Below are 25256 nucleotides of genomic sequence, written 5' to 3'. Positions count from 1 at the left end.
CTTTCACTCAAAACTTAGCGTAGGAGGAAATTATGAAAACAACTTTGGAGCAAGTGAAGATCGTAGAATATCACGAAGGTTTAGCTAAAGGAATTGCTAAAATGTGGAATGAAAGCCGCGAGAACTGGGGTGGGGATTCTACTATCACAACCGAACAGGATGTAAAGGACAAGGAAGCCAATTCCACAAATCTACATTTATTTTTAGCAATGGTCGGTGAAGAAGTAGCAGGTTATTGCGGACTTTCCGAATATCGTGAAGATGAAGGAGCTCTGTACATTCCCTTATTAAATGTACATCCCGCATTTCAAGGAATGAAAATCGGAAAAAAACTCGTCTTAAAAGCGATTGAAAAAACAGTTGAATTGCAATGGCCCAGGCTTGATTTATTTACATGGCCGGGAAATACAAAAGCCGTGCCACTTTATAAAAAATGCGGGTTTTTCTGGGAAGAGCGTGATGATGCCGTTCACTTAATGAATTTCATTCCGTCGGTGCTTCAGATTGATCTTCTAAAGCCATTTTTCAACAACCATGACTGGTATGAAACCAGTCAGCGTGTGATAGAAATTAAACCGGATGCGTTAAAGGTGAACGATCATACCTATTATGAGTATAAGTGGGAAGCCGGGGATGAATTCGTTCGCATCCAATTTGAGCGAACGGGTCGAGGTATTCGCTTGATTGAAACACAGGATATATTAGTGGAAATGAATCTGCCTGAGTTCAAGCTATTGGAAAATCAAGATCATATTCTAACCTATCATGTGGTGAATCGAAGCAAGGAACCTGTTGAGGTTTCCATAAAAGGTGCATCTTCATCCATTATAAAGCATGATTTAGAAGATACCTTCTTGTTGGAAAATAAATGGGTAAAGGATGTACCGGCAAGGGTCTCCATGCCCGCGAATGAACCAAGCCCATGGAAAACCCATCCAACTGTAGGGGCAGAGATTGAGATAAATAAAAAAACTGTTTCTTTGAAAATGGGTGTATTTCCTAAACAGGCTGGCAAACTTCACTTGAGATCGTTAAAAAAGAATTGGAAGCCCCAAAGCAAGGGGACTATTTATCTTGATATTGAAAGTCAGGTAGGAGAAAATACGATTTGGACCGTCAAGCTGCCTCAGAATAAAGTGGTATCCTGGGAAAACCCTGAAGTGATGGAGCGGATAGCAGGATTTGGGAAGGTTTCCGTCCCTATTTCTGCAGAGCTTATAAAGAATGGTTTTCTTTCAGAAGAAATTGGGGTTACAGTTGAATGGGAGAATGGAAGACGTGCTACTTTTACAACATTACTCAGAATAGCACTCCCTGGATACGGTGCAAAATTTGGTGGGGAAACAGACGAGCATTGGATTGGATTCAATGGACCACACTATGTGGAAATTGAAAAAAGAAATCACACCGTCAAAATAGGATCCACTGTGCTCTCTCGGGATCCCATTTCCTTTTTTACACCTAAGTTAGGAAAACCTTATAGTGATGAGTTCGCAAAGAAAGAAGCTTCATCCGTTGAGTTTATTGAATTGCCGGAAGCTCTGGTGATTAAGACATCACTCCTTTCAGAGTCGTTCGATTCTATTCTACTCAATACGTATTTCAAAATGTATGGAGATGGATTGGTTGAAATCAAGCATGAAATAGTGAACAAGGGGACGATGGAGAAAGAACGACTTTCTTTGATACAACCTGCCTTTTTCAGTTTTGAAGGCATAGCGATCCCTCAGAACGATGGGATCTTGATCGGTACTGAATCACTTGTCCCCTTCATGGAATACATTGATGATAAAGCCATTTCAGAGAGGTGGTTGTTTATCGAATCTTCAAAGGGTGAATCAATCTCTTTAGCGTGGCCATCACAAGCCCTTGGGAGAAAAGATGATTGGCGATTTGCTCTGGAATATCAGGTGGAAAATCTTAGACCAAATGAAGAGATCTGCCTAGGTCCCATTCAAGTAGGGATCAATACATCCAATCACTGGTCGAAATGGCGTGAATTCCTTGGATACGAAGAAAGTGAGCTGCAGGAATTACCACTGTATGCATTTGAGAAAGCAAAAGGGGATGCAGTTTCACCAGTTAATGAAGTGATAAATTTCTGTTTCAGATCATTGATGACCCCATATATCCATGGAACATTCACTGTACAAAACGGAAATGATACCATCCTGAAAGATGTTCAGAAAGACCAGGGAGTTACTCAGTTGGATCTTCAACTTACACATTCTTCGCCTGGTGTAAAGATGGTTTCTGGAGAATTTGTTTCCACCAATCAATTGGCAAAGGTTGATTCCCTTCAATTCGTATATGGAGTTAAAGAAGTAACCATCGAGCAAAAAGATGACAACTGGGTTGTTGATAATGGTGTGATTTCATTTCAAGCGTGTGCCAATTATTTTCCTGGAATCTATTCATTGAAACTACAAGGTAATGAAGCACTCGATCATCAATATCCAAAACCCGGTCCCCGTGCATGGTGGAATCCATGGGGAGGAGGTATTGCCTACTCCTTCCAATCAATCAGTGCCTATTCTCTGTTGAAAGAGGAGACGACGATTGAACAGGTGACTAGAGTAGATCGTTTAGGGCATCAATGGAGTGGAATCTGTATATCAACAGCGTTCAGTAAGCACGACAAGATGATAGGGGTCACACTGCGTCAATACGCTTTGACTCTTCCTGAAGTGCCTGTTCTTGCTGTCTGTGCTGAGATCCTTCAGAACTCCGGACAGACGATAGTGAAGGAACTTCTGGATTTAGATGCTTTCTTCAAGACAGGAGAGACTTTACAATCCAGTTACGTAAGCCTTCCTACTGAAGGAGTGTTCCATAAATACTATGCAGGAACGGAAGAGTTCGTTTTAAGAGATTCACCGTATGCGGTATTGGGCTGCGATGAGCATGAGGAAACCATCTCGTTCATCCACCCTACTAATAGAAAGCAATCTGAAGCTTATGTAAATCAGGATGCACTCCTAGTGGCTTCCACAAGCGAATGGTCTGCAGCTGATGGAGAAACCATCAAAATCGAACCAACTATTCTCTTCTATGGAGAAATCAAGGATACAAACAGCATCAGAACATTACACAACATACAATTCAGATAACCCCCACGCGAACCCGCATTCCCCGCAGGTTCGCGTTTTTCCAATTATGATGGAGGGACGGACCTCCAAAGGTTGGCCAGTTTAGAGTAATAAAGCTTGATCTAATGGGGTTTTCTATGGAAATGCGGGAAGTTTGAAGGTCCGTCCCTGAACAAATTGCCTGAGAGGTGGCGAGAATTTGAATCAGAGTGAGCTTAGTAAGATAAATAAGGCAGGATGGAATGATGGTGCTTACCAGGCATGGGTGAATCGGTATGGATTGCCAAAGGATTATGCAGTGACACTCTCTGGGGATCCCAGTCGAAAAGTTTCGGAATATTTGACGATTACGGGAGATGTTAAAGGAAAGAGGATTGCGAATTTATTAGGATCAAAGGGAAATAAAGCCGTATCATTTGCATTATTGGGGGCAGAGGTCACCGTGGTTGATATTTCGAGTGAAAATAGGCGATATGCCATGGAATTAGCCGAAGCGGCAGGTGTGAACATTCATTATATCGTATCCGATTTGTTGGAAGTTCCTTTGAAAGAAAGCTTTAAGAACTTTGATATCGTCATACTGGAACTTGGAGTTCTTCACTATTTTATTGATTTAGCACCAGTGTTTGAAATGGTCAGAAACATACTAATAAAAGGCGGGACTTTCATCTTGAGGGATTATCATCCACTAGTATCAAAGTTATTAGAGGTTGATGATAGTAAAATGGTAGCGGCAGGAGACTATTTTAATAATGGAGAGAGTGAAGTGGACGTTGCCTTTCGGAAGTTATTAAAGCCGGATGACAAGACTCATTCAAAAAAGAACAAGATCCGCAGGTGGACTTTGGGGGAAATCATCACATCTCTTGCCCGCTCAGACTTGCACATCCTTCAATTAGTAGAGGAACAAGGCATAAGATGGGCATTCCCATCAGATGCACCTACGGGAATTGAAGATAAGGTACCAGGCTTATTCACGATTATTTCGCAGAAAAGATGAATCGGTCTTAAATACATATGAAGGGATTTATAATGAGGGACGGACCTCCAAATGGACAAAAAGAAGACTATTTTCTCCATTTTTAAAGGTCCGTCCCCCATTGATATTTCTCCCTAATTAGCTTTGATTATTCTTTCTTATATTGTCGTTCTCTTCTTCTTTATTCTGTTCATCTTCGTCCATTAATCCACTTACGGCCTTTTTGAACTCTCTTAGGGACGTGCCTGCTGCTTTTCCAAGTTCAGGGAGTTTGCTAGGTCCAAAGAACAAGAGTGCCACAAACAAAATAATCGCTATTTCACCGAAACCAAGATTCATTTATATTTCCTCGCTTTTTAGTAGTGTCGTTTAAGATCACTTTGAATGATGGATCTTATTTTAAGTCGAATATTTCTACGATATCTTCCCATTTAATCATCATGTCCCAGGAGAATCGCGGGAAATAAGAGAAAATCCTTTGGCCACTGATTTCTGCAGAGATCTCAATAAGCCCGAAAAAGCATACCAGGAATAGGGAACAAAAGACATAACAAGCTATGGTTTCCTTACGATAATCATAATCTTTCATATTGAGTAGCCTCCACTATGGATAGATGCAAGAAAAATAAATTTTTTTCCCACTGAAAAAAGTGATCTTCAAGAATGATTTATGAATGTAAGGTTCAGAGGTAATTGGAATGGGTCCTGACCACTTCAAGGAAGCCAAATGAATCCGGATAAATCTCAAGACAAATTGAAGTTCGCTGGAATGGCTTCAACTCAAAATGCAAGTCAGGGGGAAGGGTGATTTTACTTTGGGGGATACCCTCTTGTTTGTGAACAAGGGAAGGCACCGCATCGACAATCATCGAGGCGTCTGTCAAATACAGATGAGCTGAAATAGTTGCCTCTTTATCAAAATTGGTTGAGAAAGATTGATGTGATTGCTGTTGAACCGGATTCGATACAAACGTCAAACAGAACAGCATCATCAACACAAATCTCGCCATAGACCTTCACCTCCCATGATAATATCAAATTTAATTATAGCCATATTTCACCCGTTGTCTATAAAAATTCTGAGGGACGGACCTCCGTAAGAGTAGCGAATTTCCCTAGATTTATCCTATTGGAGGTCCGTCCCTCCAGGTGGGAGGGGTTTACTGATTGGAAATGGGGGTATAAAGGATTGAATATGTATATTTATGGAAGGGGGATTAATGATGGAAGAGAAAGTTGTTCATTTTCATGAATCCAAGTGGAAGTTGGGATTGATAGCGGCAGGGAGCATTATGTTTGTTTTCTTGTGTGTGTTTTTATCGTATGAGTTTTTCTTTGTAGATGTCAATTATCTGATAGGGGCAGTCGTTGTGTTGGGAGGGGTGTTTTTTCTCTTTTGTAGTATTCTGATCTTTAAGAAGATCTCACACGATGCTCCTCATGTCAGCATGACGCAGGATCATCTCATTTTGTATGTACTGCCGGACGAACCAGTTCATATCAAGTGGGAAGATATAGAGGGCTATATACCTTATAAAATTTACCGTAATGCTTTTATTGGCCTCGTTCTGATTGATGAAGAGAAGTACCGGGATAAAATGCCCGATAAGCTGAAACGAATGTCTAAGATGAATGTGAAAATGGGGTACCCCCAATATAATATTGTTCAGGGCAATCTTAAAGATCCAAAAGGTTTGCTTGGAGAATTGAATAAGCGTATCCCTCACTCAAAAATGGTTACTGATGAAGGTGTATCTGCTACAAACTCATGATCATAAAAAATATAAAATGAAAAAAGGTGAGCAATCAATGCCCACCTTTCAACCTTTCTCCTTTAGTATACCTTATCACCGTTAAAGATCGAATTCTTGACGACAACATAATCCACTGTACGGATTGACTCAAGCTTCGTTCCTCCTGCATAGGAAATTGAGGATTGTAGATCCTGTTCCATTTCGATAAGGGTATGCTCTAAAGATCCTTTATGCTCAACATACATTTTCTTTCCTTCAACATTCTTCTTTTCACCTTTTTGAAATTCTGAAGCTGATCCGAAGTATTCTTTGAAGAGTTTTCCGTCTTTTTCAATGGTTTCACCTGGAGATTCTTCATGGCCGGCAAATAAGGATCCGATCATCACCATGGTCGCTCCAAATCGGATGGATTTTGCAACGTCACCATGGGTACGGATACCACCATCAGCAATGATTGGTTTAGTAGCTGCTTTAGCACACCATCTCAATGCAGCCAGCTGCCATCCACCTGTACCAAAGCCTGTTTTGATCTTTGTAATGCACACTTTACCCGGTCCGATTCCAACCTTGGTAGCATCGGCACCTGCATGTTCCAATTCTCTTACTGCCTCAGGTGTACCGACGTTTCCGGCAATAACAAAGCTATCGGGTACGTGTTTTTTGATATGCTGGATCATGCTGATGACAGCATTGGAATGTCCATGGGCGATATCGATCGTGATGTAATCCGGAATCAGTTTTTCTTCCGCCAGCTGCTCAACGAAGGCATATTCATCTTCCTTTACACCTACAGAAATAGAAGAAATCAACCCACGGGACTTCATATCCTTAATAAATGATATACGTTTCTCCGGTTCAAAACGATGCATGATATAGAAATAATTATTTTCAGCCAAGTAGACTGCGATTTTTTCATCAATAATGGTTTGCATATTAGCAGGGACTACAGGCAATTTAAACGTGTGTCCACCAAGGGTTACACTCGTATCACATTCAGAACGGCTGTTAACCACACACTTCGCAGGAATTAATTGAATATCTTCGTAATCAAATACATTTTCCATTATTACACCCCTAAACACGAATATTAAAGTTTGTTTATTTTATAAATGTTCGTCCATAAGGTAATTTACATCATATTCTTATCGATGTCAAAGGTTTTTAATAAATCTCTTCAGAGGATAAAAATATTCATGCTTAAGATCATTAAGCGTTTACATCAAGTCAATCAAGTATGAGACTGTGTTACAGTGTAAGGAAGTGGCAGATGAATAAATACGTATATTATGAAAGGTGGTTTACTATGTATTGGGTAATTGCTTTATTCGATGACGCAACGGAAGAGCGGATCAGGGAAATTTGGAAAGAACTCAGGGCTAAGGATATTTCTTATTATGAAGAAGAAATCAACGATGCCCGCCCTCATCTTACAATTGGTAGTTATACCGATCTAAATAAAGAAGAATATATAAAATCGTTAAAAATGTTTTATCAAGATGATCGAGCACTTAAGGTTGTGTTTAATACAGTAGGTTCATTTCTAAATTTCGGCACCCTTTTTCTTTCTCCGACTGTTACGAGGGAACTCCTGGATTTTCACACTTATCATCACGATCACTTTCAAACCTTCAATGAGTCTGCAAATCCACTCTATCTTCCTGGTAATTGGATACCTCATTGCACATTGGCAAATAAGCTTAGCCCGGAGAAATTAGCGGATGGATTCCAACATTGCTTAGAGCGCGGATACAAGATTGAGGCAGAGATTACCGATATAGCTCTAATTGAATTAGTTGACGATTCCAAGGATTGTGTGGATGCACCTATTGTATTTTCACAATCTTTAAAAAGATAAATCTTAAATTCAGAAACACCCAAAGCATGTTCCTTTACGCCAATTGGTGTTTTGGTGTAGAGACATATTTAATCATTAATCATTGACGGGAAGACTCTTGCAACGTCCACATTAAAGGAAGGGTCAGAGCTGAACTGATATTATTTATTATTTTCCTCGAACGATTCTCCAGTCATCACCGTCATAAACCTCTTGAAGAACAATCCATAATCAAAGGAAAAGGCGATTCGGTGCTTATTTGCTTTTTCTTCGAACTGAATATATGGCCTGATATCGGCTATGCTCTGTCCCCGATGGATACCTGTGCTCGAGGTGACGATATGAACAGGCAGTTCTCGAAATGAAAACATATCCTCGCATATTGTTGCCATGATGGTTATCGCATCGTGGACCGGACTGCCTTTTATAGACGGATTCCTATTTTTATAAAACGCATAATAATAATCTAACAGGGGCTTGACCAATTGGGTACGTCCTTTATGATGGATGTAATTCACCATATCGGGTGTCACAATAGCATGATCAGTAACATTCAGCGGGATGATGGTAAGATTCTTTGCATATGTCGTCACGATTTTTACTGCAATCGGATCAGAGTGAAAATTCGCTTCTGACACCGCCGTCACGTTTCCTGGTACCCAGAATGCCCCGCCCATAATATAAATCTTCTTTACTTTATTCATAAGACTTTGATAAAGGATGAACATGTTGGCAAGCGAAGTAAGTCTTCCCACATTCACAATGATAAGTTCATTACCATATTTCTCAATTAATCTGGTAATCTCAAAAAAGTTTTCGATTTCTCCTTCATATGCTAAAGGTTTGATAGGACCCAGTCCATATTCACCATGTATTTCGGGAAAGTATTTTGGCTGCTCAGCTGTCATAGGAACCTCGGCTCCCCCTATAATTGGAATTTGATCTTTAAGATTCAATGATTCCATCAAATAATGAGCGCTCGTAACAGCACGTGCTCTCGGTACATTTCCATAATCCGCCACAATACCAACCAGATCAATATCTTCACTGAGATAAGAAAAGATGAGCGCAATTGTATCATCAATTCCAATATCGGCAAATAACAATACCTTAACCAAGACTCTCACCGCCGTATTTTTCACTAGTATATGGAAAAGGGTGTTCTGTTTATGAATAAACTTTTTTAGAAAGCAGTTGAACTTTACGTCAACGTCAATGTTAAAATATAAATATCAAAATTTTCACAAAAAGGCTTGATTCAAATGAACTACAGCATTTCGCAGTTAGCGAAGGATTTCAATGTAACCACGCGAACTATCCGTTATTATGAAGAACTTGAATTATTGCATCCAGACAGGAGTGATTCAGGTAGACGCCTGTACTCAAAACGAGACGTTACCAGGTTAAAATTAATCTTCAGGGGAAAACGCTTCGGCTTTACTTTAGAGGAAATTAGAGAAATGATTCAACTATTTGATCAGGATCGAAGTGGAAGAAAGCAACTGGAACGAACAATACAGTATGGAAACATGCGAATAAAGGAGGTGACCCATTTCATTCAGGAACTGGAGGATATGAAATTTGAAATGGAAACCCTTAGGGACGAATTCATTAAAAAATTACAATATTCAGGAGAGATAGAATGAAAAGAATCGAAAATTTTTATACGGAAGATCCACATCTAAAAGAAATACTCCGATGCTACTTGGACAAAGATTTTTTCGCCTGGGCTGATCGATCACTAAACGAATTCGGTAAACTTTGTGCCGGTGAAATCGATGAGCGAGCCGTCCACACGGATCGTGAAGGCCAGCCCAAGCTCATTAAGTACAACCGGTTAGGGGAAGAAATTTCTGAAGTTTGGGTGAATGAAGGTTACAAGAAAACAGTTGAACAGACCTACAATAAAGGGATTGTCGGCTATATTCATAAAAACATTCCTGAGCTTGGACGTAAAGGAAATTATGTATTTTCCTATGCTCAGGGATATTTGTTATCTCAAACAGAGCCAGGTTTCTATTGTCCTGTCACTCTTTCCATGGCGACAGCCCTCCTTCTTGAAAAATATGCTTCTCGTGAGCTGAAAGAAAGGTTCCTTCCTCATATCCTATCAACTGGAGAGATCGAATTATATGAGGGGGCGACCTTCTTAACTGAAAGGCAGGGAGGCTCTGATGTTGGCGCTAACGATACAAAAGCCATCCCACATGGAACCAACTATCGCCTATGGGGTGAAAAATATTTCGCCTCGAATGCAGGTATGTGTGGGGTGACGATGGTATTGGCCCGTATAGAAGGGTCAGGCAGCGGATCAAAGGGTCTGAGCTTATTCGCTGTTCCATGGAGAAACGATGACGGTTCGCTTAACGGCATCCACATTCGCAGGTTAAAAGATAAATTGGGTGTACGGGCTGTTCCATCTGCAGAAGTAGAATTCAAGGGAGCTGAAGCTTATCTAGTCGGTGAACCGGACCGGGGTATCTACTATATGATGGAAGCATTGAATTTATCACGGGTTTGTAATGCCATTGCCTCCATCGGCATCATGAGAAGAGCCTACCTTGAAGCGCGAAATTATGCTTTCTACCGTGAAGCATTCGGGCACCCGTTATCTCAGTATCCAATGGTAAAAGAAACCTTGACCCGCCTCGCTGCCAAACAGGAAGTGGAAACAAGTGCGGTATTTCATCTCGTAGATTTGTTCAATCGTGTCGTATCCGATGATATTCCTTCCACAGAAGAAGAATCCGTACTAAACCGCCTGCTTATAGCCATTCTGAAAAAAGAGTCAGCAGAACAGGCCATTCATTTCTCTCACGAAGCGATCGAAATGCACGGGGGAAATGGCTACATCGAGGACTTCGTTCTTCCACGTTTACTCAGGGATGCCCAGGTATTGACTGTGTGGGAAGGTACAGCAAATATCTTAGGGCTTGAAGTTCTAAGGTTAATGAATAAATATCGTGCTCATGAATACTTTCTAGCCGAAATGAAAGAAGAGCTATCTCTTATGCCAGAAGAATTCACCTCATTCGCTGTTCCCTTAACCAAAGGAATCGCGAAACTGGAACAACTATTGACGGTGGTTGAGACGGCCCATCACGATACACAAACGTATCATGCAAAGAGAATCGCAGAGCTTATGGTACGTATTTTCGAAAGTGTAATCGCACTTAAAGATGCCCATACCTTTGGTACAGAGAGAAAACGTATGATTGCTGAAGTCTTTATCGAGCAAACATGGAAACAAACAGAATGGATGGATGAAGAAATGAAATCTGTACAATACTTCGACGAAATCGTCGGGGTGAAAGTAAAGGTATAAATAAAAAAAGAAATCCCCGGTATTCATTTAAGTCCAGGGATTTCTTTTTATTTTTCACAGCAGCATGGACAATCACATTCTTTTTTCGTCTTGCACGTACAGCGTTCACAAGGACATTCTTTCGTCACCAAGAGATACACCTCCTATTATGCAATATGTTATTATCCATCGTTACCAAAATACTGAATTCCATACATATATGATAGTGAATACCTTTTAGACGGTCATTGCACGGGAATTTCTATTGTTTGCTTCGGGGAAAATTTACAATTAAGACAAAACGATATCCATTTGTTTACAAATAAAAGAGAATAAGGTAATATATGTAATTGTAGGAACGAATGAATGGGGAGGAATTGTAGATGAAAAAATTGATGTTACCCTTTTTCTTGCTATCTATGAGTTTATTTATCGCTGCGTGCAGTAGCGATGAAGGTAGTACAGAAGAAAAAGAAACAGAGCCTGAAGCAACAGAGGAATCAGCAAAGTCGGATGAGATGGATATGAAAACCGCTCTATTAGACTATCAAATGGAAATCATCGATACAGTGAATGCAAATGACTCTGCTATCTACGCATTTGAAACAGCCAAGGCAAAAGAGGAAGAAAAGCCAAGTGCTGAAGAGATTGCAAAGATGAAGACCGATGCCGAGGCAGCGGCTAAAAAAGTAGCAGAAGATGTGCATGCACTTGAAGTACCGGCTGCTCTCGATGCCAAGAAAGAAGAGATACAAGGTGCACTTGATGACCTTGCAAAATCATATGAAACTAGAGCTGCCAACCTTTCAGACGAAGCAAACGCAGAATACGCAGAGTCGGATGAGCAATTTGCGTCATTTGAAGAGAAAATGGCCGCTGTTTACGAAGAAGCTGGTTTGACTAAGCCAAGCTTTGCAGCCGATATTGTAGATTGATAGGGGAAAACGGTTAGCATTCTAAAAAAGACTTGATTTAGATTTCCAATTAGAGGCTACACCCAGATTTTTGACTCATTCGGGAGAAACCCCGGTTTCTCCCGCTTTTCAGCTAAGCTGAAAAGTAGCCTATGTGTAAAGCAAGCCTGGATCAAATGTATTTGATCCAGGCTTGCTTTACACATAGGCTAAATGAGTCAAAAATCGTGATAGTATCTATATTCTCAAAGGACTGACTAAACAGTCCTATTTTTTATGCCTTCATAAAAGTTTGCTCCAGGAAACATTGTTAACTGCTGCTTATTAAGATTGCTTCACTAAAGAAGGTTGCTATAGACCCACATTGGGATGGGTTGCTATGATATTCAAGTACATAAAAGGTGTGGAGGATATGAATGGTGAATCAAGAAAAATATGATCAGTTAAAGCTGGGTGAGCGTGGGGCAATCATTAGCATCATTGCTTATATCATATTAGCTATTATGAAATTTTTTATCGGCACATCTGCCGGCTCTGAAGCTTTAAGAGCAGATGGTCTGAACAATGCGACAGATATCGTTGCTTCCGTTGCCGTACTGATTGGCCTTAGATATTCGAGGAAGCCCGCAGATCATGATCATCCATACGGTCATTGGAAAGCGGAGAGCGTGGCTTCTTTGATAGCTTCGTTTATCATGATGGTCGTAGGTATCCAGGTATTGTACAATGCCATACAGTCTGTTTTTGATGGAAAGACGCAATCCCCGGACCTACTTTCCGCTTGGACCGGCATAGGTGCAGCGATAGTCATGTACCTTGTATATAGGTACAACAAAAAATTAGCACAGAAAATCAATAGTCAATCCCTTATGGCTGCAGCTAAAGATAACCTTTCAGATGCATGGGTGAGCATTGGTGCCGTTATCGGCATTCTTGGATCTCAATTCTCTTTTCCTTGGTTAGACCCTCTTACAGCAGTCATTGTCGGCCTTCTGATCTGTAAAACCGCTTGGAACATTTTTATGGAAGCCTCTCATTACCTAACGGACGGGTTCGATGAAGAGCTTATACAATCTTATGAGAAAACGGTCCTCGATCTCCCTGGGGTGAAAGGCGTAAAAGATATACGGGCAAGAAATTACGGGAATAATACGGTTGTAGATGTGGTGATCCTGGTTAGATCTACTCTGGATATTAAAGAGGCACATGATATATCGAGTGAGGTTGAGGGTGAGTTGAAGGATAAGCACGAAGTCTATGACGTCCATGTTCATGTCGAACCGAATTAATGTTAACACAATTCATGATTCATGGTTTCATCAAAACATTGAGTTAATTGCTACTCTCCTTAAAGAAGGACCCAAATTCGGGTCCTTTTTTTTTGAAAGAAACCCATTCTAAAATGGTGAATTTACGGGTGGGTCTATATAAAAAACCTTCATGCAATGGGTGAATAGCTTGGATGATAATGGTAAACTAGAAGAATAATTGAAACCAATCCTTCCATTATACGTATAGATTAGTAAGAGGTGATGAACATGACAGGATTGATAATCATATTGTTAGTGCCGATTATTATAACCATTATGGCTCTTAATCTATCAAGCTCTTCAAAACGGGACTATCGAAATGGAGATGGGGGTTACGTTGGCTCCTATGATGGAAACCAAGATCAAGCAGGCTGCGACAGTGGATTTGATGGAGGAGATTGCGGTGGTGGTGGAGGGGAATGAGCCGTCCCTCCTAATTCTTCATTGAAAGTCAGTATACATAGGAGATGAACACCATTAAACGATATTTTATTCTTAATCGAGATCAACACATACACGTAACTGAATGGGGAAATCCGGATAAACCCATTATTTTCTGTCTTCACGGCTTGGGAAGTACAGGACTCAGCTTTATTGACATCGCATATGATTTACGGGAAGAGTTCAGGATTATTTCCATTGATGCACCGGGTCATGGAAAGACCTACCCGTTTGCCCATGCTCAACATTATGAAATGGAGAACATCGCCGATTGGCTGGAAGAGGTAGTGAATTTACTTCAATTAAACTCTTTTTATTTCTTATCACATTCATGGGGTAGCTTCGCAGCTCTCTTTTATGCTGCCAAATATCCCGAGAAGGTTAAGGATTGCATCTTGATTGATGGAGGCTATCAAGGTAAACGTCATTCGGAACAGACGGTTGAGGATGAAGTTGCTTATTATGAACAAGACTTTGAACAGGTCTGGGAAACATGGGAAGACTTTCTCGCACTCGTCCAGAGCGAAACATTACACTGGTCTTCTAAGAAACTCGAAGCAGCAAAGGATCTTTGCCTTTATCAAAATCAAAGATATTATTGGCATGCCCGCGGGGAAACAGCCGCTCATTTTATTCGTGCCATGCATAAGGATGAGGCAGAGGAAATTTACCACAAAGTAAAAGCTCCTGTTTTGTTATTAAGGGCGACTCTCCCACAAAGCATGGAAGCAAAACGGATAAAAACGGCTGCCATTTTCAAGGAAAAGACCCACGGGGAAGTAAAATGTATTCCAGGAACGACTCACCTTCTTCATTGGGACCGGCCGGATGTTGTAGTAAATGAGATAAACATACGGTGGAAATAAAGACAGAGGAGGAACACAAAAAAATGATTCAATTAAGACCTATGACAGAAACCGAATACGGTGATTGGAGAAAGGATTCCATAAAGGAATATGCAGAAGAAAAAACCAAAGCAGGCAATTTTAAAGAAGAATCTGCTTTGTCACAAGCAGAAGAGGAGTTCAATACATTATTACCGGATGGACTTCAAACGATCAATCACCACTTATTCACATTATATCATGAAGAGAACCAGGATAAAGTAGGGACCTTATGGGTTCATGTGAAAGAAGAACAAAAAGAAATTTTCATCTATGACATAAAAGTCCTTGAGAGCAAAAGAGGATTAGGATACGGGAAGGCAGCCTTATTGGCACTTGATTCGTTTGCACGGGAAATGGGACTTTCAAAAATTTCTCTTCACGTATTCGGCCACAACAAAATAGCCCGTTCCTTGTACCAAAATTCAGGATATGAAGTAACGAATGTGCTAATGTCCAAACTGCTCTAAGAGAAAAAGACACCCGATTGTAAGGTGCCTTCTTCTACGGCAAGGAGGAATTTCTAATGACAGATCAATGGCAAGGAGGAATTTCTAATGACAGATCAAAAGGGAACATACACTTATGAAGACAGTTATTTCTTTATAGGGAATGCAGAAATCTTTACCATCATTCTCATTCTATTCATCGTATCCCTTTACATATTAATAAGGAAAAGAAAGTAGTGGTTGCCATTAGAGATGTAATTAATTTATTTTAAACAAAAGGAGCATTGACATGGACCGTACACTTCTCATAATAGGTTCTGCCTTTCTTATTGTCAGCGGAACACTTTATACGCTCGAAAGAATGAGCGCCTACATCTTCTGGGCGGCACAAAGAGTGGGAGGAGGGGAATGGCCGACGGTACCGGATATGCCATCACTTTTTGATAATCTATTTGTCGCGTTATTTTTGGTTAGTGGCATTGTATTTTGTATATTATCCATTAAGGTCTGGATACAAGAACACTTTGAAAGAAAAATATAGTATTAAAAAGGAGGGGAAAGATGAATGGGTATTGTTTTAGCTATTTTCCTTCTAATCTTTTCATTTGATTTTACTAAGTTCCGGAAACAGAACCAAACGATGATTGAACAGAATGAAAGAATCATTTCACTACTCGAGGACCTGAAAAATAAAAATGCATGACTGAAAAGGCTCGCAGCTGTCTGCGAGCCTTTTCTTTATACAATTGAGATGTAATCCTCATCCACGCTTTCAACCCCCTGGTCAAATGTCAGCTTGGTCTTGAACAGAAACCGTGATCCTGATTCAAAAGAAGGGAGTTTACCGGGTATACGGTAGGTAAAGGAAAGTTTATTTCGTTCTTCCGCACGAATGATGTCCGATTTTAATACAGTAGTCGAATCAATGCATTTTTCTTCCTTCCCATTTCTATCGATCATAACCAAATCACATTCTACACGCTTCAGTTTTTGTTCAATGATTCCGCCCTCTAAAAAGAAATACCCATGCAAAAGTTCTCCTTGTTTAAATGACGATTTGGGTAAGACCAAATCAATTTTAGCCGAACCTATACCGAAGAGGGTCATGTATTTCCGCAAAATCATTAGGCATTCTCCTTATTGGTAGAAGTATATTTCATGTCTATTTTTTTCTCGATTTTATCTAATTCTTGTTGATCGCTCAAAATTTCTTCTTTGTTTTGTTCTATTAGTTGCGAGAGGTTTGTTTTTAATTTTTTCATGTTCCACTACTTCCTTTCAAAGTGAAGTGATAAAGAAAAAGACCTCTACCGGTTGCGGTAAAGGTCTTTAATGAACATATATAAGCCTTCACCAACTGGTAAAGGTCTCGCTAACAACATTGTTGTCAATAAAGCCGAGAGTGTACACTCTGTAATGACGACTTTATTGTTACAGCTACTCCCCTTTAGGAGAATATTAAATTATGAGACAATCATACTTCATACTATGTTGGTTGTCAATGGAAATGGTGTACTAAGAAAAGTCATATCCCATGCAGGAATCCACAACGAAAAAAGCGAAGTAGTGAGTAATGATGTCAATGAAAAGGAGATGCTCAAATGTATGAATTGAAAACGAAAGAAAATGATAATAGTGTACTTGAATTTATTGAGAGGATTGACAATCCGAGAAAAAAGGAAGACGCATATAGACTTCTTGATATTTTTAGTGAAACCACCGGATACGACGCGAAGATGTGGGGACCAAGTATTATTGGATTCGGTTCATATCACTACAAATATAAGACCGGCCACGAGGGGGATGCGCCACTGGTGGGGTTTTCACCCCGTAAAGCGAAGATAAGCCTTTATTTTGCCACTGGTGACCCGAATAGGGAAAAACTTTTAGATACTTTTGGAAAACATACATCGGGAAAAGCTTGTGTATACATAAACAAAATGGCAGATATAGATGAATCTGTTTTAAAGCAATTGATCCTTCAATCAGTAACCTACCTGCAAACGATCTATACCGAAAATCATTAGCATTTTATAAGGAATCAGTCTCCATCTTATGAGACTAATTCCTTATTTTTTATTAGTGTAAGCTTTAGATTTGTATTAATCGATAATATCCTATATTATTAATCTTGAATTAAAACTATTCCATTTCGAGATATACGGTGGCAATCAAAGACTGGAGTAGTAGAATTTCACATTTAGAAAGGGACGATTTACATGACAAAGGTTTTATATATTACAGCTCATCCCCACGATGACACACAGTCTTATAGTATGGCTGTAGGAAAGGCATTTATTGATTCTTATAAGGAAGCAAACCCTACGCATGAAATTGTTAATGTTGACTTATATAAGGAGAACATTCCACATATCGATGCAGATGTATTCAGTGGATGGGGTAAATTACAATCAGGTAATGGTTTTGAAGAACTGTCACAAGAAGAACAAGCAAAAGTGGGAAGACTGGGTGAATTGTCCGATCAGTTTGTTGAGGCGGACAAATATATCTTCGTTACACCATTTTGGAATTTCTCATTCCCACCTGTCATGAAAGCTTATATTGACTCTGTATCCGTTGCTGGCAAAGCCTTTAAATATACAGAACAGGGTCCTGTAGGGCTTCTGACGGACAAGAAGGCTCTACACATACAAGCACGTGGAGGAATTTATTCAGAGGGACCGGCTGCCGCGATGGAAATGGGCCACCGCTACCTTGAAGTGATGATGCAATTTTACGGCGTCCCTTCATTTGAAGGATTGTTCGTTGAAGGACATGCTGCAATGCCTGATAAAGCAGATGAAATCAAAGAAAATGCGATTGCAAGAGCAAAGGATTTAGCTCAAACGTTTTAATAGAAAGAGAGCCAGCGTGGGTGGCTAACCCCAAAAGTTAGAGTTTTGTTATGCAGCTGATTGGATGGACTGAGTTCGGTATTCGACTGGACTTAGTCCATCCAATTTTTCTTTTGAACGTTCATGATTGTACCAGTGGATATATTCTTCAATCCGGCTTCTTAAATCCTCAAAGGTAACTAATTTTTCTCCATAATACATTTCCTGCTTCAAAACACCAAAAAAGTTTTCCATTACAGCGTTGTCTGCGCATGTAGCTTTCCGTGACATGCTTTGGAATACCTTATTCTTTTTTAATGTCTTCACCCATTGATTGTGCTGGTAATGCCAGCCTTGATCAGAATGTATGGTGGTTCGATAGATTTCGTGATTTCTTATTATTTCTATCGTTTCATGTAAAGGTTCCATGACTAGATCTAACGTGGGACGTTTCCTGATTCCGTACGCGATGATTTCTCCATTATAGAGGTCAAGAATGGGATTTAAATATAACTTCTCTTCGTCAAGACATTTAAATTCTGTGATGTCAGTTACTAATTTTTGTAGAGGGACATGCGTGTTAAACCAGCGTGATAATCGGTTCTTCGCTACTTTTCCAACGTTCCCCTTATACGAATTGTATTTACGGGATTTCCGCATGAATTTTACACATTTCAATCCGAGGTCTCGCATAATACGATATACTTTTTTATGATTGATATGATGACCTAATTTCTTTAATTCCTTCGTAATCCTTTTATATCCATAACGTTCATGAAATTTTTTAAATAAGGAAGTAATGAGTTCTTTTAATTCTGTATTCGAATCCTCTTTGTCAAAACCCTTCACATGATAGTGGTAGGTTGCTTCGGGAATCCCTATTACTTGGAAAATATCTTTTAATCGGAATCCTTCTTCTTTGAGTTCGAATGCGAGCTTGGCTTGTGCTTTTCGCGGAAGGCATTCGGATTCTCCCGAAAAGCTCTCAACTTTTTTAGGTACGCATTTTCCAATCTTAGTAATTCATTCTCGCGTTCTAATTCCTCTTCGCGTGTTACCTTTTTCTCTTCCTTCTTCTCCGATTTACTAGGTTTCTTAGACATAGAAGGTCTCCCCTTTAATTTAGGTTTCAGGCCATCTACTCCTTGTTCATTAAATATTTTCGTCCAAGAATGAATTAATGAAGGATTGTTCAGCTTAAATTGTTCCGCAGTTTCCTGATAAGAAGCGCCTGTCTCTGACATAAATAGTATCGTATCTAATTTAAATTGAACAGAGTACGCTTTGTTTATTTCTCTTCGCTTTATACCTTCTATTCCTTGTGTTTTATAAGCTCTTACCCAATCTTGTAGTGGTGTCTTAGAGGGTAGGTTATATTTTTTCGCCAATGAATTATATCCAAGATGGCCATCCAGATACTCGGTGACAAGTTTCAGTTTAAATTCCTCACTATATTTAGCCATAAAAACACCCCCAAAAGTTAGTTTTCTACTCTAACTTTTGGGGGTCGATACCGTGTTGGCTCTCTTTTTTATTTTTCAAAAAATGAAACTTCACCAGACGTTCACCCGTAAACATACAAGGGAGGTGAGTATGTGAAAGATCAAGTGTTTATGGATATCAACATTAGTAAGGAAGAGTCACTGTCGGAATTGTTACAAGGAATTGTTTTAAGAAAAAGGGAAGAAACGGGAACTCATTCGGTTTATGTACAAGAGGTTATCCCTACATATCCTGGTAGTTTTACAATCATTCTTGAAATCGACCAATCCATATATTAATCATATGTAGAGTTCTCATTAAAAAAATGACCCTGGTTTCGATACCAGAGTCATTTTATGAAGTAAAAGGATTTTATTCTTTGGAATATTTACCTTTTAATAAACATTTGAGTCCAATAATGACCGTACGATCCACCTTTCACATACCCAACTCCGATTTCAGTATATGTCGGGGAAAGGATATTTTTTCTATGACCTTCGCTATTCATCCAGGCCTCTACAACTTCTGCAGGTGTTCTCTGACCGGCAGCGATGTTTTCTCCTGCTGCTTGATAAGAAATGCCGAAATCTTTCATCATTTGGAATGGAGATCCGTACGTCGGGGAAGTGTGACTGAAGTAGTTCTTATTAATCATGTCTTCAGATTTGTACCTCGCCACCCTGGATAACTCCCAGTTTTCCTTTAGAGGAGGGAGACCGACTTTTGAACGTTCCACATTGACCAATTTCACCACTTCATATGTATAGTTTTGAGCAGTGGAATTTACACCTGGAATATTCAAGCTTTGACCAGGGTAAATCATATTTGGATTACTGATCTGGGGGTTAGCTGTGATTAATTCAGAAACACCCACCTGATTCTTAACGGCAATCTTCCACATCGTATCCCCATATGTAACCTGGTAAGTTCCTGCAGCGGAAACCTTGGATGAATTACCAAAACCAAAGACTAAAGTGACAGACAACAATGAGATAAATAAAAGTTTAATAGTTTTCATAGTTCTATTGAAATATAATTCTGTAAACTTTTAAACAGGTAGTTGTTACCACCAGTATAAAAAACCCATTAAATCAGAACATAGTAAATATTTCTAGCGAGTCAGACGGTTACTTTTTTATCATGAACTCATCCAAATTATGGTCATAATTGGTATAATATAAGAAACTAAAGTTGGACTGATTTGAAAGGAGTGCGTTATGTGAAGTCCATTTTATTATTGACATTCGGTGCCATTCTAGGTTGGGGCATTAGCGGCTTCTTCACGAACGGTTTTGAAACAGATTATCTTTTTATCTTAATCCTGGGTATCGTTGTTGGATACAGCATAGGACGGAGGAAGGAGAAAGAAGATATTACAGAGTCTCTATGAATACTGTAGCATTCAAATCACATATCTATAGATGGATAAAGGAAGAGAACTTTCATGAAACCTCTATGGCTTAATGGCTATGAAGTATTCTTATTTGATCTGGATGATACGTTATTCGATCACTCAGAAGCATATGAAAGGGGAGTTATAAATACCATTGCTAAATTCCCCTTGATATCCAAACTTAATTCAGCTGAATTTTTGCGAATATTCACTACGCACAATCATAATTTGTGGCCCAAATTTGCCTCTAATGAAATTAGCTTTGAGAGATTCTCCTCCATGAGGTTTGAGAATACTTTGAGGGATTTCAATATAAACATAGACGGCACACCCGAACTTCTACAGCAGATGGTTAAAACTTTCCAGATTTCATATATACAGCAGATACAACCTCAAACCAGAACTCACCGTTTCCTTTCTGATGTATCAAAGTATGTAAAAGTGGGGATCGTCACAAATGGGACGGTATTTAATGCTTACGAAAAGGTTAAGCGACTTGGCCTAGACGATATCTTCCCCGACACCGCGATCATTGTTTCCGAGCCGATAGGTTTCGCCAAGCCGCAAATAGAAATATTTGAACATGCACTGGAACTGTTTAGAGTAGAAGCATGCAAGGCCCTCTTTATTGGTGACAACTATTTCACTGATATTTCCGGGGCAGATTCCATTGGAATGGATACAATTTGGATTAATAAACATGACTATGAATGTCCAGGAAGTGTATATCCGTCTTATACAGTAAAACATTTGCTGGCTATGGAAGAATTAATCTACAGAAAAGAGTGGCTAAGATGAAAAGACCAACAGCGATTGATGCAGCCAAGGAATTCATCGAATCACACTTCCCAACGAGTCAAGCCGCCATTCTCGCAGGGAGTGTTGTAAGGGGAGAAGAGACATCCACATCAGATCTCGATATTGTCGTCATCCATGAACAGATCCCCTCTGAATACCGCGAATCCCTTATCGAATTCGGTTGGCCGATAGAAGTTTTCGTACACAATCAGCAAACCATCCGTCAATATTTTCAATCTGACTGTGAGAGGGCTAGACCATCACTGCCAAGAATGGTAGCAGAGGGCATTCCCCTCATCAAACATCCTGTCATCACAGCACTCAAACAAGAGGCGAACTCATTATTGAGGGACGGACCTCCAAGCTGGTCTTTAGAAACCATTGAAAGGAAGAGGTATTTTCTAACAGATGCTCTAGATGACTTCATTGGATCAACGAATCGGGGCGAAAGTTTATGCATTGCCAATACAATAGGCGAATTGCTTCATGAATTTGTGCTAAGAACGAATGGTCATTGGGTTGGATCTTCAAAATGGATCATTCGAGCATTGAAGGAATATGATCTGCAATTCGCCAGCGAATATGTACACGCTTTCGAGCAATTCTATCGAAAGGACGAAAAGAACGCCATTGTGAAATTGGTTGATACCGTACTCGATGGCCATGGTGGCAGATTGTTTGAAGGATTTTCAATGGGTAAGAAATAAACTTGATTCAATATCAAAAAGCCCTTCTGGAAATTGAAGGGCTTTTTCTGCACGATCATTATATCAAAATTTGAAACTCATCATGATCCACACTGTTCACACCATCATCGAAGACCAGGCGTGTGACAAACTTATAGGAAAGTGTTTCACTGCTCGGCGGGAACGTATCTGAAAGTCTGCACGAAAAGTGAATGGACCGTTGTTCGTTTGCTTTCATGGTGGATGAACTTAATATGGTATTTTGGTGAAGAACAGATGAACGATCGATGGAGTGATTATACTGAAGGAGGTCTGTTTCGATCCTCTTTAATTTCTGTTCGACCCTTCCTCCGGTAAGTTCATATTCACCCTTGATGACATCACCTGGGCGGAACTCCTTTTTATTCAATACTAAATCAATCTTTGTTGCCCCGATACCGAATCTGCACATCAGTTTACTAAACATAACAGCCATTCAACCTCTCATTCATCTAGTTACCAATTCTACGTATTATGGAGATCTTTGGTTTCAATTATCTGCACCTAATCTACGATTATATTCTAAAAGAAAGAAACCCCATTTGTCTATATTCCTCCTTCGACATATTTTGCGTTTCGTTCTGTTAGCCTTCACTCCACAATTCCTGTATCTAACTACAACACACCTGTAGTAAATTAAATGGAATTTGTTCCATATAGAGGTAGAAAAATAGTCGAAAATTCTATAAAATAGGACTAGAACATTATCATATTTTGGTAAAATACGAGCTTAAAAGGGGTTATTAAAATTGAAGGATAAGAAGAAAAAGAAAAAAACCCATGTCCCATTGAGAATGAATTTACTGTTTATTTCGGTCTTTTTTCTATTTTCACTTCTGATTCTTCGTCTTGGGATTGTGCAAATCGTGCAGGGAAACCATTATGAAGCAGAAGTCGCAAGAACCGAAAATGTGAAATCCCATAATGGAACACCTCCGAGAGGGAAAATTTACGACCGATATCGAAATGTCATCGTCGACAACGTTCCATTGAATGCCATTACGTACACAAGAACACAAACGACCAAACCTAAAGATATGCTGAAGGTAGCAGAGAAATTGGCTGAACTGATTGAAATGGATACAGAAAAAATCACCGATCGTGATCGCCAGGATTTCTGGCTCCTCACACATCCAGATGAAGCCGAAAAACTGGTTACCAAAGAAGAAATAAAGAAGCTGGAAGATGATGAAGATCTTGCAGAGGATGACAGAAACAAAAAGATTTACGAAATGCAGTTAGAGAGAATCACGAAAAAGGATATTGAGTCATTCTCTGATCAGGAAAAAGAAGTATTGGCGATTTTCCGTGAGTTCAATACGGGATATGCCCTCAGTCCTCAGATCATTAAGAATAAGGATGTATCTATGGAGGAGATGGCGAGGGTGAGTGAACGTTTGTCGGAAATGCCCGGCGTTAACGTTACGACCGATTGGGAACGGAAGTATGTGAATGACAGTACGTTGCGGACGATTCTGGGAAGGGTTTCCACCTCTCAACAAGGTCTGCCTAGCGAACTCGTAACAGCTTATAAGGCTCAGGGCTATGCTTTGAATGACCGGGTAGGAACGAGCTATTTTGAGTCTGAGTATGAAAATGTCCTTAAAGGGCAAAAAGAAGAAATCGAATATATTACGAAAAACGGGAGTGTCCTGGACACTCAGCTCGTAAGCGAGGGACATAGCGGAAAAGACGTCGTTTTGACCATTGACTTAAAGTTGCAAAAAGAACTGGAAAAAATTGTTGAAGAAGAACTCAGTAAACAAGCATCCCAATATTGGGAATCTCCTTTTCTTGATCGGGCATTTGTCGTCATGATGGATCCCCATACAGGTGAAATTCTTTCAATGGTTGGAAAGAAATACGGTAAGGATGAGAATGGAAAGACTGAATTACAGGACTATGCTTTAGGAACGTATACTTCTGAATATGGGGTAGGGTCTGCTGTAAAGGGTGCTACTGTATTGACGGGATATATGACCGGAGCGTTGAATGTTGGGGATGTTTTGTATGATGAAGCGATCGCAATAAAGGGCACTCCGGTTAAAAGATCATGGTTTAACCTTTCTAGAGGGCCAATGTACTTAAATGACATCGATGCCCTTGAAATTTCTTCGAACGCATACATGTTTAAAACAGCTATAAAAATCGCTGGAGGTGTATACAGGAAGGATCAGCCAATTGATATGGATCCAAAAGCTTTTGATACCATGCGAAATTACTATAGTCAGTTTGGACTTGGAGTAAAGACGGGCATTGATCTCCCTGGTGAAGTCGAAGGGTTAAAAGGGACAGAAAGAGAGCCAGGTAAGTTAATGGATTTTGCCATTGGCCAATATGATTTATATACACCCATGCAACTTGTACAATATGCATCAACAATCGCTAATGGAGGTTTCAGAATGGAACCTCATTTAATGAAGGAAATTAGGGAACCAAGCCAGGAAAGGGACAAAGTTGGACCTTTGATTTACGAAAATGATGCTAAGGTTTTAAATCGGATCGATGCAACGGAAAGACAAATTCAGCAAGTGCAGAGAGGATTTTATAAGGTTGCACATGGGAGCCAAGGTACTGCAAATAATTTTAGAAACGCACCATACGATGCAGCAGCTAAGTCCGGTACTGCGGAAGCATTTTACTATAGTCCAGAGGAGAAAAGACAATACGATACCTACAACACAACCTTAATCGGCTATGCACCATACGACAACCCAGAAGTGGCTTTCTCAGTAGTCCTGCCTTATTCACATCAAGACAAAGATCCTTACGTTAATAAAACAATCGCTAAAAGAGCGATGGACAAATACTTCGAACTGAAAAAACAATACGAAAAAGACGGATACTTCAACTCTTCAACCGAAGAGAAAGTTCGCAATGCAGATCAGCTTGAAGATCAAGAAACGACAGAGGAATAATGAAAGAGCAGCCCTTTTGAACCAAGGGCTGCTCTTTTATTTTGTCATGGGGTTCTTATTAGTATTTCATCATCATAACATGAAGGGCAGAATCACAGTAAACATATGACCCTTTAAAGGACTTTCTTCCTTATTTCCGTATTTTAGA

31 protein-coding genes are annotated in these 25256 nt (G+C 39.7%); 21 read left to right on the top strand and 10 right to left on the bottom strand.

Annotation, left to right across the window (positions count from 1 at the left end):
* The first annotated feature begins 32 nt into the window (after window positions 1-32).
* Window positions 33-3110, top strand: coding sequence for a GNAT family N-acetyltransferase (locus SLH55_RS19400; protein ID WP_320324273.1), 3078 nt, complete (start codon window positions 33-35; stop codon window positions 3108-3110).
* A gap of 178 nt (window positions 3111-3288) precedes the next feature.
* A complete protein-coding gene (locus tag SLH55_RS19395; protein ID WP_320324272.1) occupies window positions 3289-4089 on the top strand; it encodes a class I SAM-dependent methyltransferase in 801 nt (266 codons plus the stop codon).
* A 117-nt stretch (window positions 4090-4206) separates the two neighbouring features.
* On the opposite strand, the gene SLH55_RS19390 is transcribed toward SLH55_RS19395, so the two are convergent.
* Window positions 4207-4407 carry a twin-arginine translocase TatA/TatE family subunit gene (locus SLH55_RS19390; protein ID WP_219170148.1) on the bottom strand — a complete coding sequence of 67 codons (201 nt, stop codon included), beginning with the start codon at window positions 4405-4407 and terminating at the stop codon, window positions 4207-4209.
* Window positions 4408-4751: 344 nt separating this feature from the next.
* Complete coding sequence (locus SLH55_RS19385; protein WP_320324271.1) at window positions 4752-5078, bottom strand: hypothetical protein; 327 nt, start codon at window positions 5076-5078, stop codon at window positions 4752-4754.
* Window positions 5079-5291: 213 nt separating this feature from the next.
* Between SLH55_RS19385 and SLH55_RS19380 the strand changes: the two genes are divergently transcribed.
* Complete coding sequence (locus SLH55_RS19380) at window positions 5292-5840, top strand: STM3941 family protein (protein ID WP_320324270.1); 549 nt, start codon at window positions 5292-5294, stop codon at window positions 5838-5840.
* 62 nt (window positions 5841-5902) lie between these two features.
* Here SLH55_RS19380 and guaC read toward each other — a convergent pair whose 3' ends face one another.
* Window positions 5903-6886 (bottom strand): GMP reductase, encoded by a 984-nt coding sequence (gene guaC, locus SLH55_RS19375; protein ID WP_219170143.1) that lies wholly within the window; start codon window positions 6884-6886, stop codon window positions 5903-5905.
* Between the two features lie 239 nt (window positions 6887-7125).
* Here guaC and SLH55_RS19370 point away from each other — a divergent pair, with 239 nt between their 5' ends.
* Complete coding sequence (locus tag SLH55_RS19370) at window positions 7126-7677, top strand: 2'-5' RNA ligase family protein (RefSeq protein ID WP_219170142.1); 552 nt, start codon at window positions 7126-7128, stop codon at window positions 7675-7677.
* A gap of 140 nt (window positions 7678-7817) precedes the next feature.
* Here SLH55_RS19370 and SLH55_RS19365 read toward each other — a convergent pair whose 3' ends face one another.
* Window positions 7818-8774, bottom strand: a complete 957-nt coding sequence (locus SLH55_RS19365) for a nucleoside hydrolase (RefSeq protein ID WP_264185986.1) — start codon at window positions 8772-8774, stop codon at window positions 7818-7820.
* 144 nt (window positions 8775-8918) lie between these two features.
* Between SLH55_RS19365 and SLH55_RS19360 the strand changes: the two genes are divergently transcribed.
* The 10 genes from SLH55_RS19360 (at window position 8919) to SLH55_RS19315 (ending at window position 15661) form a co-directional block, all read left to right on the top strand.
* Window positions 8919-9302 (top strand): MerR family transcriptional regulator, encoded by a 384-nt coding sequence (locus SLH55_RS19360; protein WP_219170139.1) that lies wholly within the window; start codon window positions 8919-8921, stop codon window positions 9300-9302.
* On the top strand, window positions 9299-10981 hold the full coding sequence (locus SLH55_RS19355) for an acyl-CoA dehydrogenase family protein (protein WP_219170138.1): 1683 nt from the start codon (window positions 9299-9301) through the stop codon (window positions 10979-10981). Before SLH55_RS19360 ends, SLH55_RS19355 begins: the two co-directional genes overlap by 4 nt.
* A 362-nt stretch (window positions 10982-11343) precedes the next feature.
* Window positions 11344-11895 carry a hypothetical protein gene (locus SLH55_RS19350; RefSeq protein WP_320324268.1) on the top strand — a complete coding sequence of 184 codons (552 nt, stop codon included), beginning with the start codon at window positions 11344-11346 and terminating at the stop codon, window positions 11893-11895.
* A gap of 398 nt (window positions 11896-12293) precedes the next feature.
* Window positions 12294-13163, top strand: coding sequence for a cation diffusion facilitator family transporter (locus SLH55_RS19345; protein ID WP_308807587.1), 870 nt, complete (start codon window positions 12294-12296; stop codon window positions 13161-13163).
* Window positions 13164-13412: 249 nt separating this feature from the next.
* Window positions 13413-13607 (top strand): hypothetical protein, encoded by a 195-nt coding sequence (locus tag SLH55_RS19340; protein WP_219170132.1) that lies wholly within the window; start codon window positions 13413-13415, stop codon window positions 13605-13607.
* Window positions 13608-13660: 53 nt separating this feature from the next.
* Complete coding sequence (locus SLH55_RS19335; RefSeq protein ID WP_320324295.1) at window positions 13661-14491, top strand: alpha/beta hydrolase; 831 nt, start codon at window positions 13661-13663, stop codon at window positions 14489-14491.
* 23 nt (window positions 14492-14514) lie between these two features.
* Window positions 14515-14979, top strand: coding sequence for a GNAT family N-acetyltransferase (locus tag SLH55_RS19330; protein WP_320324267.1), 465 nt, complete (start codon window positions 14515-14517; stop codon window positions 14977-14979).
* An 87-nt stretch (window positions 14980-15066) separates the two neighbouring features.
* Window positions 15067-15195, top strand: a complete 129-nt coding sequence (locus SLH55_RS19325) for a hypothetical protein (protein WP_257475186.1) — start codon at window positions 15067-15069, stop codon at window positions 15193-15195.
* A gap of 52 nt (window positions 15196-15247) precedes the next feature.
* Window positions 15248-15499 carry a hypothetical protein gene (locus SLH55_RS19320; protein ID WP_320324266.1) on the top strand — a complete coding sequence of 84 codons (252 nt, stop codon included), beginning with the start codon at window positions 15248-15250 and terminating at the stop codon, window positions 15497-15499.
* A gap of 24 nt (window positions 15500-15523) precedes the next feature.
* A complete protein-coding gene (locus tag SLH55_RS19315; RefSeq protein ID WP_219170128.1) occupies window positions 15524-15661 on the top strand; it encodes a hypothetical protein in 138 nt (45 codons plus the stop codon).
* 35 nt (window positions 15662-15696) lie between these two features.
* Here the strand turns inward: SLH55_RS19315 and SLH55_RS19310 are convergent, their stop codons facing one another.
* Together SLH55_RS19310 and SLH55_RS19305 are read right to left on the bottom strand one after the other, a co-directional pair.
* Window positions 15697-16083 (bottom strand): sporulation protein, encoded by a 387-nt coding sequence (locus SLH55_RS19310; protein ID WP_219170127.1) that lies wholly within the window; start codon window positions 16081-16083, stop codon window positions 15697-15699.
* Window positions 16083-16220, bottom strand: a complete 138-nt coding sequence (locus tag SLH55_RS19305; protein ID WP_219170125.1) for an FbpB family small basic protein — start codon at window positions 16218-16220, stop codon at window positions 16083-16085. The genes SLH55_RS19310 and SLH55_RS19305 overlap by 1 nt, the downstream gene beginning before the upstream one ends.
* Before the next feature lie 339 nt (window positions 16221-16559).
* Between SLH55_RS19305 and SLH55_RS19300 the strand changes: the two genes are divergently transcribed.
* Window positions 16560-16985 carry a DUF1801 domain-containing protein gene (locus SLH55_RS19300; protein WP_320324265.1) on the top strand — a complete coding sequence of 142 codons (426 nt, stop codon included), beginning with the start codon at window positions 16560-16562 and terminating at the stop codon, window positions 16983-16985.
* A gap of 192 nt (window positions 16986-17177) precedes the next feature.
* Window positions 17178-17813, top strand: coding sequence for an FMN-dependent NADH-azoreductase (locus tag SLH55_RS19295; RefSeq protein ID WP_206848884.1), 636 nt, complete (start codon window positions 17178-17180; stop codon window positions 17811-17813).
* 48 nt (window positions 17814-17861) lie between these two features.
* Here the strand turns inward: SLH55_RS19295 and SLH55_RS19290 are convergent, their stop codons facing one another.
* Window positions 17862-18686, bottom strand: coding sequence for an IS3 family transposase (locus tag SLH55_RS19290; protein WP_320324294.1), 825 nt, complete (start codon window positions 18684-18686; stop codon window positions 17862-17864).
* A 5-nt stretch (window positions 18687-18691) separates the two neighbouring features.
* Window positions 18692-19255: a transposase gene (locus SLH55_RS19285; protein WP_320324264.1), complete on the bottom strand. Its 564-nt coding sequence runs from the start codon at window positions 19253-19255 to the stop codon at window positions 18692-18694.
* A gap of 132 nt (window positions 19256-19387) precedes the next feature.
* Between SLH55_RS19285 and SLH55_RS19280 the strand changes: the two genes are divergently transcribed.
* Window positions 19388-19573, top strand: coding sequence for a hypothetical protein (locus tag SLH55_RS19280; protein WP_219170120.1), 186 nt, complete (start codon window positions 19388-19390; stop codon window positions 19571-19573).
* An 89-nt stretch (window positions 19574-19662) separates the two neighbouring features.
* Here SLH55_RS19280 and safA read toward each other — a convergent pair whose 3' ends face one another.
* A complete protein-coding gene (gene safA, locus SLH55_RS19275) occupies window positions 19663-20292 on the bottom strand; it encodes a SafA/ExsA family spore coat assembly protein (RefSeq protein WP_219170118.1) in 630 nt (209 codons plus the stop codon).
* 201 nt (window positions 20293-20493) lie between these two features.
* Between safA and SLH55_RS19270 the strand changes: the two genes are divergently transcribed.
* The 3 genes from SLH55_RS19270 to SLH55_RS19260 are packed head-to-tail and all read left to right on the top strand — an operon-like array spanning window position 20494 to window position 22172.
* Window positions 20494-20664 carry a tRNA U-34 5-methylaminomethyl-2-thiouridine biosynthesis protein gene (locus SLH55_RS19270; RefSeq protein WP_219170112.1) on the top strand — a complete coding sequence of 57 codons (171 nt, stop codon included), beginning with the start codon at window positions 20494-20496 and terminating at the stop codon, window positions 20662-20664.
* 54 nt (window positions 20665-20718) lie between these two features.
* Window positions 20719-21465, top strand: coding sequence for an HAD family hydrolase (locus SLH55_RS19265; RefSeq protein ID WP_320324263.1), 747 nt, complete (start codon window positions 20719-20721; stop codon window positions 21463-21465).
* Window positions 21462-22172, top strand: coding sequence for a nucleotidyltransferase domain-containing protein (locus SLH55_RS19260; RefSeq protein ID WP_320324262.1), 711 nt, complete (start codon window positions 21462-21464; stop codon window positions 22170-22172). The genes SLH55_RS19265 and SLH55_RS19260 overlap by 4 nt, the downstream gene beginning before the upstream one ends.
* Window positions 22173-22230: 58 nt before the next feature.
* Here SLH55_RS19260 and SLH55_RS19255 read toward each other — a convergent pair whose 3' ends face one another.
* Window positions 22231-22626, bottom strand: coding sequence for a sporulation protein (locus SLH55_RS19255; RefSeq protein ID WP_320324261.1), 396 nt, complete (start codon window positions 22624-22626; stop codon window positions 22231-22233).
* Window positions 22627-22984: 358 nt separating this feature from the next.
* Between SLH55_RS19255 and SLH55_RS19250 the strand changes: the two genes are divergently transcribed.
* Entirely contained in the window at window positions 22985-25108 is a 2124-nt protein-coding gene (locus tag SLH55_RS19250) for a peptidoglycan D,D-transpeptidase FtsI family protein (RefSeq protein ID WP_219170311.1), read from the top strand.
* Window positions 25109-25256 lie beyond the last annotated feature (148 nt).

This window comes from Rossellomorea sp. YZS02, assembly GCF_033963925.1.
Classification (GTDB): domain Bacteria; phylum Bacillota; class Bacilli; order Bacillales; family Bacillaceae_B; genus Rossellomorea.
Note: the sequence above shows the minus strand (reverse complement) of the source record. Positions and strands in the feature narration are given on the sequence as shown.